The organism is Arthrobacter sp. NA-172 (genome assembly GCF_043952055.1).
GTDB lineage: Bacteria > Actinomycetota > Actinomycetes > Actinomycetales > Micrococcaceae > Arthrobacter.
Window position 1 is genome coordinate 1,932,321 of the sequence record NZ_JBINOT010000001.1, and the last position, 16,157, is coordinate 1,948,477.

At 63.4% G+C, this 16,157-nt stretch carries 18 protein-coding genes and 2 pseudogenes; 6 read left to right on the forward strand and 14 right to left on the reverse strand.

Annotated elements, in window-relative coordinates; all coding sequences use genetic code 11:
- Nucleotides 1–11: 11 nt before the first annotated feature.
- The 5 genes from ACF0H6_RS09540 to ACF0H6_RS09560 are packed head-to-tail and all read right to left on the reverse strand — an operon-like array spanning nt 12 to nt 4,265.
- Nucleotides 12–1,622, reverse strand: a complete 1,611-nt coding sequence (locus ACF0H6_RS09540; protein ID WP_395249387.1) for a thiamine pyrophosphate-binding protein — start codon at nt 1,620–1,622, stop codon at nt 12–14.
- Between the two features lie 22 nt (nt 1,623–1,644).
- The gene (locus tag ACF0H6_RS09545) at nt 1,645–2,403 is read right to left on the reverse strand and encodes an amino acid ABC transporter ATP-binding protein (RefSeq protein WP_395249388.1); all 759 of its coding nucleotides are present in this window, start codon (nt 2,401–2,403) and stop codon (nt 1,645–1,647) included.
- A gap of 5 nt (nt 2,404–2,408) precedes the next feature.
- Nucleotides 2,409–3,299, reverse strand: a complete 891-nt coding sequence (locus ACF0H6_RS09550) for an amino acid ABC transporter permease (RefSeq protein ID WP_395249389.1) — start codon at nt 3,297–3,299, stop codon at nt 2,409–2,411.
- A 2-nt stretch (nt 3,300–3,301) separates the two neighbouring features.
- Nucleotides 3,302–3,556, reverse strand: coding sequence for a hypothetical protein (locus ACF0H6_RS09555; RefSeq protein WP_395249390.1), 255 nt, complete (start codon nt 3,554–3,556; stop codon nt 3,302–3,304).
- A complete protein-coding gene (locus ACF0H6_RS09560; RefSeq protein WP_395249391.1) occupies nt 3,477–4,265 on the reverse strand; it encodes a transporter substrate-binding domain-containing protein in 789 nt (262 codons plus the stop codon). Before ACF0H6_RS09560 ends, ACF0H6_RS09555 begins: the two co-directional genes overlap by 80 nt.
- Before the next feature lie 189 nt (nt 4,266–4,454).
- Between ACF0H6_RS09560 and ACF0H6_RS09565 the strand changes: the two genes are divergently transcribed.
- Both ACF0H6_RS09565 and ACF0H6_RS09570 read left to right on the forward strand, forming a co-directional pair.
- A complete protein-coding gene (locus tag ACF0H6_RS09565; RefSeq protein ID WP_395249392.1) occupies nt 4,455–5,135 on the forward strand; it encodes a TetR/AcrR family transcriptional regulator in 681 nt (226 codons plus the stop codon).
- A gap of 55 nt (nt 5,136–5,190) precedes the next feature.
- A complete protein-coding gene (locus ACF0H6_RS09570; RefSeq protein WP_395249393.1) occupies nt 5,191–6,402 on the forward strand; it encodes a PLP-dependent aminotransferase family protein in 1,212 nt (403 codons plus the stop codon).
- Between the two features lie 218 nt (nt 6,403–6,620).
- On the opposite strand, the gene ACF0H6_RS09575 is transcribed toward ACF0H6_RS09570, so the two are convergent.
- Complete coding sequence (locus tag ACF0H6_RS09575; protein ID WP_395249394.1) at nt 6,621–6,986, reverse strand: VOC family protein; 366 nt, start codon at nt 6,984–6,986, stop codon at nt 6,621–6,623.
- A gap of 60 nt (nt 6,987–7,046) precedes the next feature.
- On the opposite strand from ACF0H6_RS09575, the gene ACF0H6_RS09580 reads away from it, so the two are divergent.
- Nucleotides 7,047–7,520, forward strand: coding sequence for a MarR family winged helix-turn-helix transcriptional regulator (locus tag ACF0H6_RS09580; protein WP_395249395.1), 474 nt, complete (start codon nt 7,047–7,049; stop codon nt 7,518–7,520).
- On the opposite strand, the gene ACF0H6_RS09585 is transcribed toward ACF0H6_RS09580, so the two are convergent.
- From ACF0H6_RS09585 to ACF0H6_RS09615, 7 genes and pseudogenes are all read right to left on the reverse strand, one after another.
- Complete coding sequence (locus tag ACF0H6_RS09585) at nt 7,517–9,190, reverse strand: amidohydrolase (RefSeq protein ID WP_395249396.1); 1,674 nt, start codon at nt 9,188–9,190, stop codon at nt 7,517–7,519. The two genes, ACF0H6_RS09580 and ACF0H6_RS09585, sit on opposite strands and share 4 nt — an antisense overlap.
- Nucleotides 9,191–9,233: 43 nt before the next feature.
- A complete protein-coding gene (locus tag ACF0H6_RS09590) occupies nt 9,234–9,830 on the reverse strand; it encodes an NAD(P)-dependent oxidoreductase (RefSeq protein ID WP_395249397.1) in 597 nt (198 codons plus the stop codon).
- A pseudogene (locus ACF0H6_RS09595) lies at nt 9,779–10,264 on the reverse strand (C-terminal binding protein); the annotation flags it as partial. The pseudogene ACF0H6_RS09595 and the gene ACF0H6_RS09590, both read right to left, overlap by 52 nt.
- Nucleotides 10,254–10,997, reverse strand: a complete 744-nt coding sequence (locus ACF0H6_RS09600) for an amino acid ABC transporter ATP-binding protein (protein ID WP_395249398.1) — start codon at nt 10,995–10,997, stop codon at nt 10,254–10,256. The gene ACF0H6_RS09600 and the pseudogene ACF0H6_RS09595, both read right to left, overlap by 11 nt.
- Before the next feature lie 60 nt (nt 10,998–11,057).
- Nucleotides 11,058–11,804 carry an amino acid ABC transporter permease gene (locus ACF0H6_RS09605; protein WP_395249399.1) on the reverse strand — a complete coding sequence of 249 codons (747 nt, stop codon included), beginning with the start codon at nt 11,802–11,804 and terminating at the stop codon, nt 11,058–11,060.
- Nucleotides 11,805–11,862: 58 nt separating this feature from the next.
- Nucleotides 11,863–11,994: a hypothetical protein gene (locus ACF0H6_RS09610; RefSeq protein ID WP_395249400.1), complete on the reverse strand. Its 132-nt coding sequence runs from the start codon at nt 11,992–11,994 to the stop codon at nt 11,863–11,865.
- Nucleotides 11,943–12,710 carry a transporter substrate-binding domain-containing protein gene (locus ACF0H6_RS09615; RefSeq protein WP_395249401.1) on the reverse strand — a complete coding sequence of 256 codons (768 nt, stop codon included), beginning with the start codon at nt 12,708–12,710 and terminating at the stop codon, nt 11,943–11,945. Before ACF0H6_RS09615 ends, ACF0H6_RS09610 begins: the two co-directional genes overlap by 52 nt.
- Before the next feature lie 299 nt (nt 12,711–13,009).
- Here ACF0H6_RS09615 and ACF0H6_RS09620 point away from each other — a divergent pair.
- Nucleotides 13,010–13,582: pseudogene (locus ACF0H6_RS09620) on the forward strand (AsnC family transcriptional regulator); the annotation flags it as partial.
- A 344-nt stretch (nt 13,583–13,926) separates the two neighbouring features.
- Here the strand turns inward: ACF0H6_RS09620 and ACF0H6_RS09625 are convergent.
- Nucleotides 13,927–15,021, reverse strand: a complete 1,095-nt coding sequence (locus tag ACF0H6_RS09625; protein WP_395249402.1) for a pyridoxal-phosphate-dependent aminotransferase family protein — start codon at nt 15,019–15,021, stop codon at nt 13,927–13,929.
- Between the two features lie 250 nt (nt 15,022–15,271).
- Between ACF0H6_RS09625 and uraD the strand changes: the two genes are divergently transcribed.
- Entirely contained in the window at nt 15,272–15,802 is a 531-nt protein-coding gene (gene uraD / locus ACF0H6_RS09630; protein WP_395249403.1) for a 2-oxo-4-hydroxy-4-carboxy-5-ureidoimidazoline decarboxylase, read from the forward strand.
- Nucleotides 15,799–16,140 (forward strand): hydroxyisourate hydrolase, encoded by a 342-nt coding sequence (uraH, locus tag ACF0H6_RS09635; protein WP_395249404.1) that lies wholly within the window; start codon nt 15,799–15,801, stop codon nt 16,138–16,140. Before uraD ends, uraH begins: the two co-directional genes overlap by 4 nt.
- The last annotated feature ends 17 nt before the right edge of the window (nt 16,141–16,157 follow it).

A 16,157-nucleotide genomic window follows, 5' to 3' on the forward strand; every position in this document is an offset into this window, starting at 1 on the left:
CGCGTTCCTTCCTAGATGCTCACGTGGATGAGGCTCGGGCCCTTCACGGCGAGGGCTTCGGTGACTACCCCGGCGAGCTTGTCCAACGACTCCACGTTGAACGCCGTCAGTCCGAAGCCCTCGGCCAGGCGAACCCAGTCCGGTTGGGTCAGGTTCACGCCGACCGGGACCAAGTCCCGGTCTTCCATGTTCTGCCGGATTTCGCCATAGCCGCCGTTGTTGATGCAGATGATTGGCAAGTCCACGCCCTGCTCCACGGCGGTGATGAACTCCTGGACGGCAAACATGAGGGCACCGTCGCCGATCAGGCCCACCACAGGACGATCGGGATCGGCCACCTTCGCGCCGATCGCGGCCGGCAGTCCGTAACCGAGCGTGGCGTACGCGGGCGTGTACAGGAGCTGGTGCGGCTGCTGCATGGGGAAGAAGGACGTAGTCCCGAAATAGGTGATCTGCGAGGAATCACCTGCAATGACGGTGTCCGCCGGCAACACGCCAGCAAGGATCTCGTTGATCTGTGCCAGCACGGGCGCCATGGAGCGCGCTTCTTCCCGCAGTTCAAGTCGCAGCGGAGCGAGGTCCGGCGTCACGGCCGGAACGTGCCCGGCGAGCGCCACGAGCAGTTGGGGCACGACGGCGGCCGCGTTGCCGAGGAGCTCGACATCCGGCGAAAGATTGCATTCAAGCTGCGAGTGATCGATGTCGATCCGGATGCAGTTGCCTTGCGGCACAATCTTGCCACCCCACAGCTCCGATTCACCCACCTTGGATCCAATGACCAGCAAGGCATCAGACGAGTTGCATAGGTCTTGGGCCGCGGCCAGCCGGATTTCGGAGCCGATGGAAAGCGGGTGCGTCTCCGGAATGGCACCTTTGCCGTTGATTGTGGTCACCACCGGGGCTCGCAAGAGCTCCGCGAGTTCCAGCAGTGTACCGCCGGTTCCCAGTGAGCCGCCGCCGGCCAGGATGACCGGATTGGACGCCCGGCGGAGGATGTCCGCAGCGGTGGCGACGGCGTCGTCGGCTGCTCCTTTCGGCGCACCCAAGGGGCGGGCCTCCAGAGCGGAAGGCTCGACGTCGGACGCGGCTTCCAGCACGTCCAGCGGGACCTCGATGTGGACCGGACGCGGCCGCCCGTGCGCGAAGAAGGCGAAGGCCTCGTGGATCAGCTCCACAGCCTCGCTGCCGCTGGACACCCTCGTACTGCGCCCGATCAAGGCACGCACTGCGCCGGTGGGATCCTTCGTTTCGTGCAGCAGCCCGATGTCCGAGAACTCGCTGCCGCGCGGAGCGCCCGGGGACAGGATAATCATCGGCCGGGACTCGCAGTACGACGTCGCCGCGGCGGACATCGCGTTCAGCAGGCCGGGTCCGGACGTGGTGATCACGACGCCGGGAAGCCCCTTGATCTGGCTCCAACCGTCGGAGCCGTACCCGGCTCCCTGCTCGTGGCGGGTGGTGACCGGGCGGATGCCGAGCGGTTCAAGGTGCCGGTAGAACTCGAGGTTGTGGGTGCCGGGGATCCCGAAGATCGCGTCGATCCCGTAGTTCCGCAGCGTGGTCATGACGGCGAGGCCGACGTTGTTGGTGGGGATGGAACTGGACTGTATGGAGCTGGTCAAGATTGAGTCCTTAAATCGAGGCTTAGAGAACTTTGGAGAGGAACGCCTTTGTTCGCTCATGCTGGGGGCGGGAGATGATCTCGTTGGGATCGCCGGCTTCCACAATGACGCCGCCGTCCATGAACGCCACGACGTCCGCCACTTCGCGCGCAAAACCCATTTCATGGGTCACCACGATCATGGTCATGCCATCGCGGGCCAGGGCTTTCATGACGTCCAGGACTTCGCCCACGAGTTCCGGATCCAATGCGGAGGTTGGTTCGTCGAAGAGCATGAGATCGGGTTTCATGGACAGCGCCCGGGCTATCGCGACTCGCTGTTGCTGTCCGCCCGAGAGCTGGGCCGGATAGTGGCCTGTACGGTCCCCGAGGCCTACCTTGGCCAGGAGTTCGCGCGCTTCAACCTCGGCCTGGGCCTTGGGAACTTTGAGGAGTTTGACGGGCCCCATCATCACGTTTTCGAGGGCTGTCATGTGGCCGAAGAGGTTGAAGGACTGGAACACCATGCCGATGCGGGAGCGGCGCTTGTTGATGTCCTTCTGGTGTGCCTCGATCAGCCGGTCGCCGTGGACTTCGTAACCGATCATGCGGCCACCCACCAGGATGGTTCCTGAGCTGGTGGTTTCGAGGTGGTTGACGCACCGGAGCAGGGTGGATTTGCCGGAGCCGGAGGGTCCTATCAGACAGGCCACTTGTCCGGATTCGACCGTGAAGTTGATGCCTTTGAGGACCTCCATGCCGGAGAAATCCTTATGCACGTTGAGAAACTGGACTTCAGACATTTCCGCTACGCCTTTCGTGCCTGGATGGTGTTGCCGCGGGAGTACCGCTTCTCAATGCGCGCTTGGACGAGCGAGAGGATGGTGGTGAGCAGGATGTACCAAAGGCTTGCGACGATGAGGAGCGGGATCTGCTGGAGGTTGCGCGCGTAGATCTGCTGGGTGTTGTAGAGCAGGTCCCCGACGCCGATCACGATCACCAGCGAGGTGGTCTTGAGCATCGAGATGGTCTCGTTGCCCACCGGCGGAAGGATGATCTTCATGGCTTGCGGGATGACGACGTGGCGCAGTGTTTCCATCCGGCTGAAGCCCATGGCGTGGGAGGCCTCGGACTGTCCCGCGGGAACGCCCATCAGGCCTGCACGCACGATTTCAGCCATGTAGGCGCCTTCGTTCAGGCCCAATCCAAGGATGCCGGCAACGAAGAGCGGCAGGACATCGTTGGTGTTCCACTCGACCAGCATCGGACCGCCAGGTATGCCGATGCCGATAGTAGGGAACAGCACGGCGGCGAAGCCCCAAAAGAGCATCTGGACCAGCAACGGAGTGCCTCGGAAGAACCAGATGTAGGCGCCGGCGACGCCGCGGAGGAGCGGATTGTCCGACATCCTCATGACTGCGATCACCAGGCCGATCACCAATCCCAGGACCATGGCAATGACCGTGAGCTCGATGGTGGTCAGCAGCCCGTTGATGATGCGGATATCGAACAAGTACTTGGCCACGATGGGCCACCCGAAGCCGGGGTTGGTAACGATGACGTAGGCGCCCATCACCGCGAACACCCCCACCACAACCATGGCGGTCAGTTGTCCCGGCCGTTTGCGCCTGAGCACCGGCCGGGAAGCCAGCTCCGCGAAATCAGGCCTCGCCTCCGCGGAGACTTGCTGCGAAGTCACGGTCATGACCCCACCGTCGGGTTGATTTCAGACTTGGTGATGATGCCTGTCTTGAGGTTCCAGGCCTCCATGATCTTGACGTACGTTCCATCGTCCATGAGGGACTGGACAGCCGCCTGGAACGCCTTCGACAGGCCGCCGTCGTCCTTCGGGCTGACCACACCGGAGAGGGATGGTTCAACAAGGATCGAGTCGACGGCGGTGAAGGCGTCCGGCTGCAGCTGTGCGTAGTAGCCCGTCAGTGCGTTGTCCGCCACGAGTGCTTGGGCGCGTCCCGATGCCACAGCCTGGTTGACGTTGTCTTGCTGGGGCAGCAGGAGCGAAACAGGCTTGTCCTTGCCGGCGTCGGCGCACTTTTTCTCGAATTCCTGGAAGCACGCTCAGCGCTTGGGTGGTTCCGGTCTGGGCGGCGACGGTCTTACCGCAGAGGTCCATTTCGGAATTGATTCCCAAAGGGTTGCCCTTCTTGACCATCACGGAGGTTCCACCCCGCATGTAGCTGACCATGTTGACCTTGTCCTTGCGCTCCTCCGTGATGGAGAAGGCGGCCCAGGACGCGTCGTAGCGGCGGGCCTCGATGCCCGCCAGGATGCCGTTGAAGTCGGCCTTTTCGATGTTGATGGTGACCCCCATCTTTTTCGCGACAGCCAATGCCATGTCCGGTTCGAGACCGACAATCTTGCCCTGTTCGTCGGTGAAGTCGATCGGCGCATAAGTCGGGTCCGTCACGAGGGTCAACGAACCCTTGCTCTTGATGGCGGACGGTAACAGCGCCTGAACCTTGGAATCGGGTGTCACAGCCAGCGCGAGTTCCTGTCCGCTCTGAGCGCCTTTGCTCGAGCCTCCCGATGCGTTGCCGGATGCAGTAGCGGCTGCACCTTCGACATTGGAGCACGCCGTTGTCAACACCATGAAACTGACGGCTGCCGCTGCCACGATCGAGCCTTTCACGCCTTTGCGCATCATTTGTGAATCTCCGGTTCGAGTAGGGTTGAAATAACAATATGTTCAACTTATTGTGAGATGAGTAACAACGCGTGTCAAGGGACCATGGCAACATCATGGAGAGATGACTAAGGGGCACCCACAAGGCGCCCACCTGGACCAACGCGACCATCTGGACCACTGCGACCAGACAAATAAAGGAGCAACGGCATGAGCGAGACAAACACGGGACGCCGCACGCGAAGCGTCACAGCCGAAGCAATGGCTGAACGCCGCCAGAGCATCCTGCAGCACACCTTGCAAGTGATCTCCCGCCAAGGAGTGGAAGGCTGCTCCTTCGCCGAGCTGTCCGAGGCATCAGGTTTCAGCATCGGCATGATCCAGCACTACTTCCGGCACCGGGAACGGCTGATCGGCGCCGCAGTCGAGTATCAGATCGAGGAATCCCTCGCCGAGTGGCAGCGGATCTATGATCAAGGCAGCAATGCGATGGAACGGCTCCACGACCTCCTGACCTTCTCCATCCAGGGCGACACCCCCTTCGAAGAGGCCTGGGGTTTCTGGCTGCAGATTTACTCCGCTGCTCACAAGAATTCGGAAATCCGGGAAAGCGTCGCTGCGGTCTGGACCTCATGGCGCGGGTTGTTCGTCCGGGCGCTCGAGGAGGGAGTGGAAGAGAAACTGCTCCAGCCGGCCATCGATATCAACGAGGTGGCCACGTTGCTCCTGGCCACTATCGACGGCCTCGCGATCCAGTCTTTGAACGGAGTCCACAGCCTCTCACCCGCGGCCATGATCGAGACGTTGCACCGCTTCGCGGCCCGGGAGTTCGGCATCGACGCCGAAGAATTCATCCTCACGAAGCGCTCCAAACTCGTGGACGCGCACTAAGACGCCCGGGGCCGCATCGAAGCGGCCGCCAGCAAACGATCACCGAAGGACCACCATGACCCTCGCTCCAGAGCTTTCCCACACTGGCCGAATGGCCAAGCGTGCGGCCGGATTCCAGCCCTCCCCCGTCCGAGCCGCTTTCGATGTCTCCATGCAGCCGGGGATGATCTCCCTGGCCGGCGGGAACCCTTACCTGCCCGTCCTGCCGATGGAGCGTATCGCGGCAATGGCGAGCGACGTCGTCGTTCGCCGCGGACTGGAGGCACTGCAGTACGGCTCCGGTGCGGGAACAGAGGAACTGCAGGCCCTGATCTGCCAAGTCATGGAGCTCGAGGGCATCAAGTCCTCTCCGGAAAACGTGCAGATCACGGCCGGCTCGCAGATGGCGCTGGAACTCGTGACCAAGCTGTTCTGCGATCCAGGTGACGTGGTGATCGCGGAAGGGCCAACCTACGTTGGCGCCCTCGGCGTGTTCGAAGGCTTCCAGGCCGAAGTGGCCCACGTGGCCATGGACAGCGACGGCGTCGATCCAGACCGCCTCCAGGACGTCATTTCCGGGCTCAAAGCGGCCGGCAAGACCATCAAGTTCTTCTATACGATCCCCAACTTCAACAACCCCTCCGGGATCAGCCTTTCCTTGGAGCGGCGCCAGCGGGTGGTGGAAATCTGCCGGGCCGAAGGCGTGTTGATCGTCGAGGACAACCCCTACGGCCTGTTGAGCTTCGACGGCACGCTCAAACCAGCCATGCACACGCTCGACCCGGACAACGTGTTTTACCTGGGTTCGTTCTCCAAGATCTTTGCCCCCGGGCTGCGCGTCGGGTGGGTGGTGGCACCCCGGGATGTTCGGGGACGCCTCCAGATCGCCTCCGAAGCAACCACCATCTGCCCCTCCGTTTTGAGCCAGTTGGTGGTGGAGCAGTACATCAGTAGCTTTGATTGGCGGGACCAGATTGCCGCGTACAGTGCCGTCTACGCTGCGCGCTGCAAGGCCACCCTGGACGCCCTGGCTGCCTACATGCCCGAGGGAACCCGGTGGACCACACCGACCGGCGGATTCTTCACCTGGGTCACCCTGCCCGAGGGCATCGACACCGAGCGCGTGCTAGCCGCGGCCATCCAGGCGGGAGTCGTGTTCGTGCCCGGCAGCGCCTTCTACGCCGACGGCGGCGGCAGCAACCAACTCCGCGTCGCCTTCTCTTACGCCCCGGAAGACCAGCTCACCGAAGGAGTCAAGCGCCTGGCGGAGGCCATCCGCCGGGTTTAGGCCTTGGTCAGGCAGCACGAAACCCCGACGGCGGCACTCACCTGAGTGCCACCGTCGGGGTTTAGCTTTATCTCGGTCCGTCCTGACCCTCTTTGATTCTCAAAAGGCCTCGCCACGCCGGAAGGGGGGTGTGTTGCCGAGGGAACGGAGCGCAAACAAGGTCAGGACGGCGCGGCGCCAACCGAGCGTGAGCGTGGAGGGGTTCGTGGGAGCCGCAGCTATGCCCGGCCGTGGAGGGTGATCTGGTAGCCGTCAAGATCGGCGAAAGTGAAGGTCCGGCCGAATGGGCCGTCGATCGGGGGACTGGTGATGGTGATGCCGTCGGCGGCCAGGGCGTCGTGGATTTCCTGCGCATTGGACGCGTGCATCCACACCCCTATGCCAAGACCCAGGGGAAGGGCCGAGTCGAGGTCGACGCCAGGTAGGGGTTCACGGATGGCGAAGGGCGCCGGAGTGGTGTCGAAGACGATCGCGTGCGGAGGGCCGTCTTGCCGTGTGAAACCGAGGTACTTCTCGTAAAACGCCGCCGAGCGCGGCACGTCACGGGACTGCAGGGAGATGAAATCGGGGCCGGATGCTGTCATGATGCTTCTCCTTTTCCTTGTCAGAAACCTGACATACACACTGTATGTCAGAATATTGACATGAGTCAAAGGGTGTCGGGAATCGATTTGGAAACGTCGTTGGGTTATCTGCTCAAGGAGGCCTCCAGCGCACTGCGTACCGCGATGGAGGCCGTACTGCGCCCCCTCGGCATGAGCATCACCCACTATTCCTGTCTCGAATTGCTCTCGCAGCGACCGGGACTCTCCAATTCCGATCTGGCCCGCGGTACTTTCGTCTCGCGGCAGTCGATGAACGTCCTGCTGCAGGCTCTTGAGCGAGACGGCCTCGTCAGCCGCCCGGAGCAAGCACCAGCAGGCCGTGTGCTGCCCACGGAACTCACTCCCAGCGGGCGAAAGCAGCTCTCCGCTGCCAGCGCCGCTGTTAAAGCCGTCGAGGACCAGATGAAATCCGGCCTCAGCGGCAATGAGCAAACTCAACTGGCGAGCCTGTTGTCCCGATGTGTGGCGTCGCTGGCTGGGGGCATCGAAGACGCTGCCCCGCCCAAACCTTAGCCCGCGTACACCCGCACCCCGTTGACCCAGGTCTCCACCACCTCGATGCCGCTGATGGCGGCCTCGGGAGCTTCCAGCGGGTCCGCGGCCAGGATCACGAAGTCGGCCAGCTTCTCCGGCTCGAGGGAACCCAGGTCCTTCTCGCGTCCCATTGCCCGTGCTCCGTTGATGGTGTGGGCACGGAGTGCCTCGACGACGTCGATCTTGAGATCGTCCGAACCCAGCTGGACGCCGGAGCGGGTCCTGCGGGTCACGGACGTCTGGATGGCTTCCAGCGGACGCGGATCGGCCACGGGGGCATCCGAGCTCATCGTCACGGGCACCGCCGCGGCCACGAATTCGCCGAGCGGGTTGAAGCGCTCGCCCGGGGATCCGATGGCGTCGGTCACGCCGGGGCCCCAGTTGTAGTAGTGCTGGGGCTGGTTGACGGGCATGATCCCCAGCTCGGCCATCTTGTCGATCTGCTCCAGCGTGGGCAGCCCGCAGTGCTCGATCCGGTGCCGGTGGTCCGCTCGCGGGCTCTCCGCGAGCGCCTCGCTGACGGCGTCGAGCACCAGTTGGATGGCCGTGGGCGACTGCGCGTGAGTCGCTGTCTGCAATCCCGCGCCGTGCGCCTTTGCCACCAAAGCCCGGTACTCTGCTGGCTCGTGGTAGAGCGAGCCGGTGCGGCAGGGATCGTCGCGGTAGCCCTCCGGGAAGTACGCCGTCCAGCCGCCCAACGTGCCGTCTGCGTAGAGCTTGATGCCCGCGAAGGACAGAAGGGAGTCGCCGAACTTGTCCACGAGGCCAAGCTCCAGCACCTCGTCCAGGAGGCTCGAAAGGAAGTAGGCGTTGATGCGGGTCACCAGTTCGCCCCGCTCCACAAGATCCAGGTAGGCGCCGAACTCGCGCTTGGTGACCTGGGCATCCCCAATGGTGGTCACGCCGTGGCTGAGGAACTCCCGCTGGGCGTGCAGGAGCTGGGCGCGGTGGTGTTCCTTGCTGTCGCCAAGGTGGAAGTTGGGGCCGTGATGCCCCAGCTTCACGCCTTCGTCTCCGGTGAGGATGTCGCAGGCAGCGTCGGAAAGTTCGCCCGTCAGCTCGCCTTGGGCGTCCCGGAAGAACGTTCCGCCCGGCGGGTTGGGCGTGTTGCCGTCCACCCCCGCGTTGTCGAGCACGTACGAATTCACCACTCCGCCGTGGCCGCTCGCGTTCATGACATACACCTCGCGCGTGGTGGAGACGGTGTCGAATTCCTGCCGGGTGGGGTGGCGCTGCTCAGCCAGGTTGCGGTGCTCGTAGCCATAGCCACGAATGGGCATGTCTCCCGGGTTGTCGGCAGCAGCCTTCGCCAGCAGTGCCAGCATGGTGGGAATGTCCGGCGCCGCTTCCGGCCCGCAGTCCACCCAGCTCAGCAGCTGCCCGTACATCAACGGGTGCGCGTGCGGGTCGATGAAGCCGGGGACCAGCGTGCGGCCCCGGAGGTCGACGACGTCTGGCACCGCCGTCGTGAGCTTGATCGCCTCAGCGCGGCACTCCTGGGGAGTCCCGACGGCGGCAACCCGGTTGCCGATAATAAGCATCGCCTCGGCAACGGAGTTCAGGGCGTCAACGGTGCGGATGCGGCCGCCGAAGAACAGCGTTGCGGCGGGGGCGATGGGAGAAGTTTCATGGGAAGCCAGGAATGACATGGAAAGGGCCTTTGCGGGTAGAAATAGTTCGGACGGCCGGTGCTCAGCCGGCAGGTTCGAGCTCGAACAACGGGGTGTCCGGGGCGCCGGTGCGGGCATGGGATATGACGTTTTGGGCCTGGATCCGGACATATTCGGCCAGGGTGCGGTTCGAGAGGAAGCCGACGTGCGGGGTCACCAGGATTCTCGGGTGACCCATGAGCGGGTGGTCGGCTGGGGCCGGTTCGACGTCGAGCACGTCCAGTGCCGCCGCACGGACATGTCCAGAGTCGACGGCGGCGCGGAGGGCCCCGTTGTCGATCAGCTGACCGCGGCTGACGTTTACCAAATAGCTGCCCGGCCGCATAGTCGCAAGGGTTTCAGCGTTGATGATGTGCCGGGTTTCGTCGGTGAGCGGCACGTGCAAGGACACGACGGCGGACTCCGCCAGCACTTCTTCCAGGCTGGCTCTGCGGATGCCCGCCTTCGCCAGCATCGCCCGGGTAGCCAGAGTGTCCGGGAGATACGGGTCAAAGCCGATGACTTCGCCGAAGACACCGGATGCCAGCTCCCCGAAACGGCTACCGATCCGCCGAGGCCGATGAGTCCCAGCCGCTCCTCGCTGAGCCGGAATACGGTGCCCTCCGGACGGGCGTTCCAATCGCCTTCGGCCACGCGCCCTTGGAAAAACGGGATTTCGCGTGTGACGGCGAGCGCAAGGGCAAGTGCGTGCGAGGCAACTTCTTCGGTGGCGACGCCGGGGAGGTTACTGACCCAAATGCCGCGCTCTTTGGCGGCCTCGAGGTCGATGTTGTCGTAGCCCATGGAGACCAGCGCGATGATTTTCAGGCCCGGAATGGCATCCATGACCTCAGCGGTCACGGGGGCGTAACCGACCAGCAATGCTTCTGCGTCCTTGGCTTGTGAGGCGATGACCACCGGGTCCTGGGTGCCGAGGTAACGCACCTCGTAACCGTTCTCCTCGAGCAACGCGACGCCCGCTGTGTGGTCGAGGTCTTCCATGTCGGTGTAGACGGCCACGGGGCGGACATGCTCAGTGGACAGTACCTCAGTGGACAGTACCTTAATGGACATGGCTCAAGAACTTCCGGGTGCGTTGGTGCTGGGGATTGTCGAAGAACTCGTCCGGCGTGGCCTGTTCCACAATCACGCCGCTGTCGAACAGGGTCACTTCATCGGCCACCCGGCGCGCGAAGCGGACCTCGTGGGTGACCACGATCATGGTCATGCCGTCGTTGGCAAGACTTTCCATGACGTCCAGGACTTCGCCCACCAGTTCGGGGTCCAGGGCAGACGTTGGTTCGTCGAAGAGGAGGACGTCGGGATTCATCACCAACGCGCGCGCAATGGCCACACGCTGTTGTTGTCCACCGGAGAGTTCCGAGGGGTAGTGCCCGGCGCGGTGCGAAAGGCCTACGCGCTGGAGCATGGCCATGGCCTGTTCTTCGGCTTCCTTGTGATGGATTCCCTTGACCGAAGTCAGGCCGAGCATCACGTTTCGGCACGCCGTCAGGTGCGGGAACAGGTTGAATTTCTGGAAGACCATTCCGATGTTCCGGCGTTCCTTGGCGAGCTCGCGCTCCGGCAGGACTACCGGGCCGCTTGGTTTCTCGCGGACTCCGATGCGTCGCCCGCGGAGCCGGATCTCGCCGTCGTCGGCTGGCTCGAGGAGCGCCATGAGGCGCAACATGGTCGACTTGCCGGACCCGGAGGGTCCCAGCACCGCCTTGACCTGTCCCTGATGGATATCGAATTCGACTCCACTCAGGACATGCTGGTCCTGGTAGCTCTTGTGGAGATTCCGCACGCTCAGCACGGGGTCGCTGGTGGACCAGGGTTTCCGGGATGAATTCCGGGCCGCTCTGGGTCATGACTGCACTCCTTGGCCGACTGTTAGGCCGACTGGTTCCAGGGTGGAAAGTTTCTTGGATTTGGACCGTGACGTCCAGACGAATTTCTTCTCCACGTAGCTCTGGAGAACTGTCAGAAGGCTGACGATGATGAGGTAGTAGACGATTGCCGCGGCATAGTACTCCGCATAGCGGAAGGTGATGTTCACGCCTACTTGGGCGGTCGTGAGCAGTTCCTGGAGGGAAATCACCGAGGCCAGCGAGGAGAATTTCACCAGTCCAATGAACTCGTTGCCGGTGGGAGGCAGCGCCGTACGGATAGCCTGCGGCAGGACAACCTTAAGCATGACCTTGACCGGCGACATGCCGAGTGCGCGGCCGGCGAGCGCCTGGCCCTCGTCGATGCTGAGCAGCGCCGAACGGATGATTTCTGCCATGAACGCGGCTTCAACAATGCCCAGGCCGATGAACGCGGCAATGAACGGCGAGAACCAGTCCTGGCGGAGGACGGGGAACAGCTGCGGCAACGCGTTCCAGATGATGAGCAGCACCAGCAGCGCCGGAATGGCCCGGAAGAACCAGGTGTATAGGCTTGCCACGCCTTGACCGATCCGGCTGCGGGAGGTGCGGCCCAGTGCGACCACGAAGCCGATCGCCGTGGCCAGGATTAGTGAAAGCACCGCGACGGCGACCGAGAGGAAGGCCCCGGACATGTAGCTCGGGTTCACGAGTTGCTGGACGAAGATATTGACGTCGAACTCCATCACCAACTCCTTTCGTGTTAGGAGCGGGTGCCGCAGCTCTGCGGCACCCGCGGGAGGGCTAGGGGACGTCGACTATCGTGGCGTCGAGCTTGTTGTCCTTGGCGATCTTGGCCAGAGTGCCGTCCTGGCGCAGTTCCTTCAGTCCCTGCGCAATGGCGGGAGACAGCTGGTCGCCCTTACGGGTGAACACGCCGAAGGTGGTGTCCGCGGGGAAGACTCCAGGGCAATGGCGAGCTTGCCCTCATTCTGGGAGGCCATGTAGGCGGCCGCGACATTGGTCTCGATGAGCGCTTCGGACTTGCCGTTGAGGACAGCAAGCACGGTTTCGGCGGTCTTGGGGTATTCGGTGAGCTTGGGCTCGTCCTTGCCGGCTTTCTTGCACTCGTCTTTGAGCGCGGTGATCCGGGCGGCGTTGGCTGAAGCGCTCTGGGCTGCCACGGAGTGCCCGCACAGGTCCAGGGCGGTCTTGTATTTGTCGGCACTCGCCGGCGCCGAGAGGATTGCGGGACCGGCATTCATCACTGCTGAAGCGTCTGCGACGTCGAGCCTGGCCTTGCTCATGTACAGGCCGCCGAAGATGGCGTCGCAGCGGCGGGTCTGGAGCCCGGGCATGAGGCCATCGAACGTGGTTACGTCGAACTTGGCATCCACGCCCCAGTGCTTGGCGAGCGCACGGGCGGCGTCGGCGTCGAACCCTGCGATGTCACCGTTGGAGCCGTTGGCGTAGTACTCCAGCGGTGCGTATTCGGGGTCGATGCACAGGGTGAGCTTGCCGCTTGTGGTGAGTCCTTTCGGCGCGTTGGCCGAGGCTTGCCCCGTTGAGCTGGGGGAAGCTGCGGCGGAGCAGCCGCTCAACAACAGGGCCAGCGCAGCGGCCGCCAGAGCGGGCTTCGTGAACTTGAGCATGTGCAGATCTCCAATTGAACTGTTGGGGCCGCGCCGGAGCGCGGATTCGGAGTGCGCCGATGTGGCGTTGATCACAATGCTAGCGAAAATGTCGGTTTAAACAAGCGAATCAGTTGTCTATATTGGTTTATACGCCTCTTTTGCGCGACTATTACGATACTTCGCCACAAATCACTTGCGCCGATCTCGGATCGTGAAAGTATTGATCACCACGGCGTTGGTTGGCGCTGCAGGGCGCCGCCCACTTGCTGGGCACCCCTTGCTGCGGCCCCGAAGACAAGGCGGTTATTGTGAAGACCATGCATGATCTGGACGACAGGCTGATCCGCCTGCTGCAGGCCGACGGCCGCGCCTCGTTCAGCGAGCTGTCCAAGCAACTGGGCGTGACGCGCTCTGCCGTCACGGCCAAGGTCAATGAGCTCACGTCCTCAGGAGAGCTGCGAATTGTCGCGGCAGTCCATCCGCGCCTGCTGGGCCTGACCGCCGTCGCGCACGTCTCGATCCAGCTCAACGGCTCCGCACGCGCAGCCCTGGACACGTTGGGTCAACTCGACGGCGCCGTCTTCGCTTCCCTCACCACGGGCCGGTACGGCATCATCGCCGAGCTGCGCTTGCCTACAGTTGAAAGGCTTTACGAAGACGTGGAGGCCATCCGGCTCTGCGAGGGCGTGTCCGGTGTGGATGTCCTGATGTACAAAGAAGTGGTCCGGAGCCTCTTCCTGGGCAAGGAGCCACCGGATCCCCGGCTGGAACTTGACCCGACGGACCTGCTGATCATGAGCGAGCTCCAGGTGGACGGACGCCTCGGCTTCGAAGCCCTCGGGGAGCGGATCGGCCTTTCGGCGAGCGCCGCCAGGATCCGGGTCCTCCGCCTGCTGGAAGCCCGCGTCATGCAGATCGGACCCATTCGGAGCCGTTCCGGTTCCTCGCAATCCATGGCGTTTGGCTTCGGGATCTCGACGGCGGCCGGCACCGAGGAGGCCGTGGCCTTCTTCTCCGGAACTCCCGGCGTGGAGTTCATCGCCAGCTGCCTCGGCAGGCACGATCTTGTGGCTACCGTGGGCGTGAGTTCGTTGGACGAAATGTACGAGGTCCTGGACAAGGCACGCGCCATGGAGTCGGTAGTGAACGTGGAATCGCTGGCTGCACGTGAAAATTGTCCAAGAGCGCTACGCCAAGCCGCTCGACAAGATGCTCGCGCAAACGTGAGCGAGCGTCAGGCTTTCGAGATTGCCTCTTCGAGCGCGCCGAGGACAAGCATCACCGAGGCCTTGTTTGCATTCGGACCCATCATGCCGATCCGCCAAACGGTCGATGGGAACTCACCCGCGCCAGATCCGATTTCCATGCTGAAGTTGTCCAGAAGGTAAGCGCGGACCGCCGCCGAGTCCACGCCGTCGGGCACTCTAACCGTGGTGAGGCTCGGTAATCGCGAACCCTCCGCGGCAAACAGCTCCAGGCCCATCGCCTCAAGTCCGTCCCTCAGTTCCGCCCCGGCCGCGCGGTGCCGCGCCTGAACGTTCGCCAGCCCCTCGGCCAAGATGCGGTCCAATCCGGCCTCGAGCCCGGCGATCATGGTCACCGGCGCCGTGTGGTGATACGTCCGGCTACCACTCGCCGCCCCCACATATCCGCCGAGGAGGCCGATATCCAGGTACCAAGAGCGCGGATCCTTGATACGCCGCTCGAACGCACGCTCGGACACTGTGAAAGGTGACAATCCCGGGGGCACGCCCAAGCATTTCTGCGTGCCGGCGTATCCGACGTCGATGCCCCACTCATCGGCCAACAGCTCCAGCCCGCCGAAGGACGTCACCGCATCGACGATCAGCAAGGCATCCCCCTTGCCAGCACCCAAGGGCTCGACGTCGGACAGGACACCTGTGGAGGTTTCGGCATGGACGGCGGCAATCACCTTGGGATGCGGGTGCGCGGCGAGGACACGTTCGGCGTCCACGGGTTGACCCCATTCATGATCGACGCGCACCACCGTCGCGCCACAGCGCCGGGCCACCTCACACATACGCTCGCCGAACAGTCCGTTAACCGCGATCACTGCCACATCGCCGTCGGACACCGTGTTCACGAAAGCCGCTTCCATACCGCCGGAACCGGTGGCGCTAAGCGGCAGCGTGCGGGCGTTGCTGGTCCCCCACACCTTCCGAAGCCCTGCGCATGTCCGGTCGAGCCGCTCGATGAAGACCGGGTCAAGGTGCCCGATCACAGGATGCGCCAACGCCGCTGTGACTTCCGGATAGCAATTGCTGGGACCCGGTCCGAAAAGAAACCGGGAAGTCAGGACCTCTGGCATGGCGGAACTCCTTTGGCTCGTTGCAGACATTGTCCACCAGACGCCAAACGTGAGCGAGGATTCTGCCTACACTGCGGTATTCTCTTGACACCACGTCGGTCTTTGGCTTGACTATTACGTATGCTGAAATAACAGTTCCATGATGTGGAAGGCTTTGGCGCTCGGCGCATGGGCCCATCCGGCAGAAACCGCCGGAGTTCCGCATAGCCAACACCATGGATGCCAGCACTCGCACGAGGAATGAACAAGCATGCAGCTTGAAGTATTCAACAGCGTGGACCGTGCGGACGCCGTCGACGTCCTCCGCCCATGCCTCGACATCCAACGCTGGGTGGAGCACATCGCAGATGCGCGCCCGTTCAGCAGCCTTGACGCCCTGACTGACTTCGCCCGGGAAACCGCCGAGCCGTTCTCATCCGGCGAAGTCGCCGCCGCATTGGCGCACCACCCCCGGATCGGCGAACGTCCGAAGGCCCAGACCACCGAGGCTGCGATGTCCCGCTCCGAACAGGCCGGCGTCGACCCCAGCGACGACGGCGTCGTGACCGCCCTCGCCGAAGGCAACCTTGAGTACGAGGCCAAGTTTGGCCGCGTCTTCCTGATCCGCGCCGCGGGCCGGACCGCTGCGGAAATCCTTGCCTCCCTCCAAGAGCGCCTGAGCCACACCGCGGAAGAAGAGGACGTCATTGTGGCCGGGCAGCTGCGCGAAATCGCACTGCTCCGCCTTGCCGGCGTGATCAGCGAAGCCAGCGCGAACAGCGAAGGAGCCACCAACAAATGAGCGTTTCCCAGATAACCACCCACATCCTGGACACCGGTTCCGGACGCCCGGCGGCCGGCGTCGCCGTCATTCTCTCCGTGCGCGACGGCGACCACTGGACTCCCCTAGCGAGCGGAGCCACCGACGCGGACGGCCGGATCAAGGATCTCGGTCCCGAAAGGGTCGACGGCGGCAGTTACCGGCTGAACTTCGCGACGGGTCCGTACTACCAGGCTCAGGGCGTGGACACCTTTTTCCCGGAGGTGGACCTGACCTTCACGGTGTCCGACGCCGGTGAGCACTACCATGTGCCGCTCCTCCTCAGCCCCTTCGCGTTCTCGACGTACCGCGGAAGCTAAGACAAGACTCTGGCCGG

Bases quoted from the DNA above. Each gene is read 5' to 3' on its own strand.
- ACF0H6_RS09625 (WP_395249402.1), bottom strand. From the start codon at position 15,021: ATGCCAGAGGTCCTGACTTCCCGGTTTCTTTTCGGACCGGGTCCCAGC.
- ACF0H6_RS09545 (WP_395249388.1), bottom strand. From the start codon at position 2,403: ATGTCTGAAGTCCAGTTTCTCAACGTGCATAAGGATTTCTCCGGCATG.
- ACF0H6_RS09580 (WP_395249395.1), top strand. From the start codon at position 7,047: ATGAGTCAAAGGGTGTCGGGAATCGATTTGGAAACGTCGTTGGGTTAT.
- uraH (WP_395249404.1), top strand. From the start codon at position 15,799: ATGAGCGTTTCCCAGATAACCACCCACATCCTGGACACCGGTTCCGGA.
- uraD (WP_395249403.1), top strand. From the start codon at position 15,272: ATGCAGCTTGAAGTATTCAACAGCGTGGACCGTGCGGACGCCGTCGAC.
- ACF0H6_RS09585 (WP_395249396.1), bottom strand. From the start codon at position 9,190: ATGTCATTCCTGGCTTCCCATGAAACTTCTCCCATCGCCCCCGCCGCA.
- ACF0H6_RS09560 (WP_395249391.1), bottom strand. From the start codon at position 4,265: ATGATGCGCAAAGGCGTGAAAGGCTCGATCGTGGCAGCGGCAGCCGTC.
- ACF0H6_RS09565 (WP_395249392.1), top strand. From the start codon at position 4,455: ATGAGCGAGACAAACACGGGACGCCGCACGCGAAGCGTCACAGCCGAA.
- ACF0H6_RS09605 (WP_395249399.1), bottom strand. From the start codon at position 11,804: ATGGAGTTCGACGTCAATATCTTCGTCCAGCAACTCGTGAACCCGAGC.
- ACF0H6_RS09575 (WP_395249394.1), bottom strand. From the start codon at position 6,986: ATGACAGCATCCGGCCCCGATTTCATCTCCCTGCAGTCCCGTGACGTG.
- ACF0H6_RS09615 (WP_395249401.1), bottom strand. From the start codon at position 12,710: ATGCTCAAGTTCACGAAGCCCGCTCTGGCGGCCGCTGCGCTGGCCCTG.
- ACF0H6_RS09570 (WP_395249393.1), top strand. From the start codon at position 5,191: ATGACCCTCGCTCCAGAGCTTTCCCACACTGGCCGAATGGCCAAGCGT.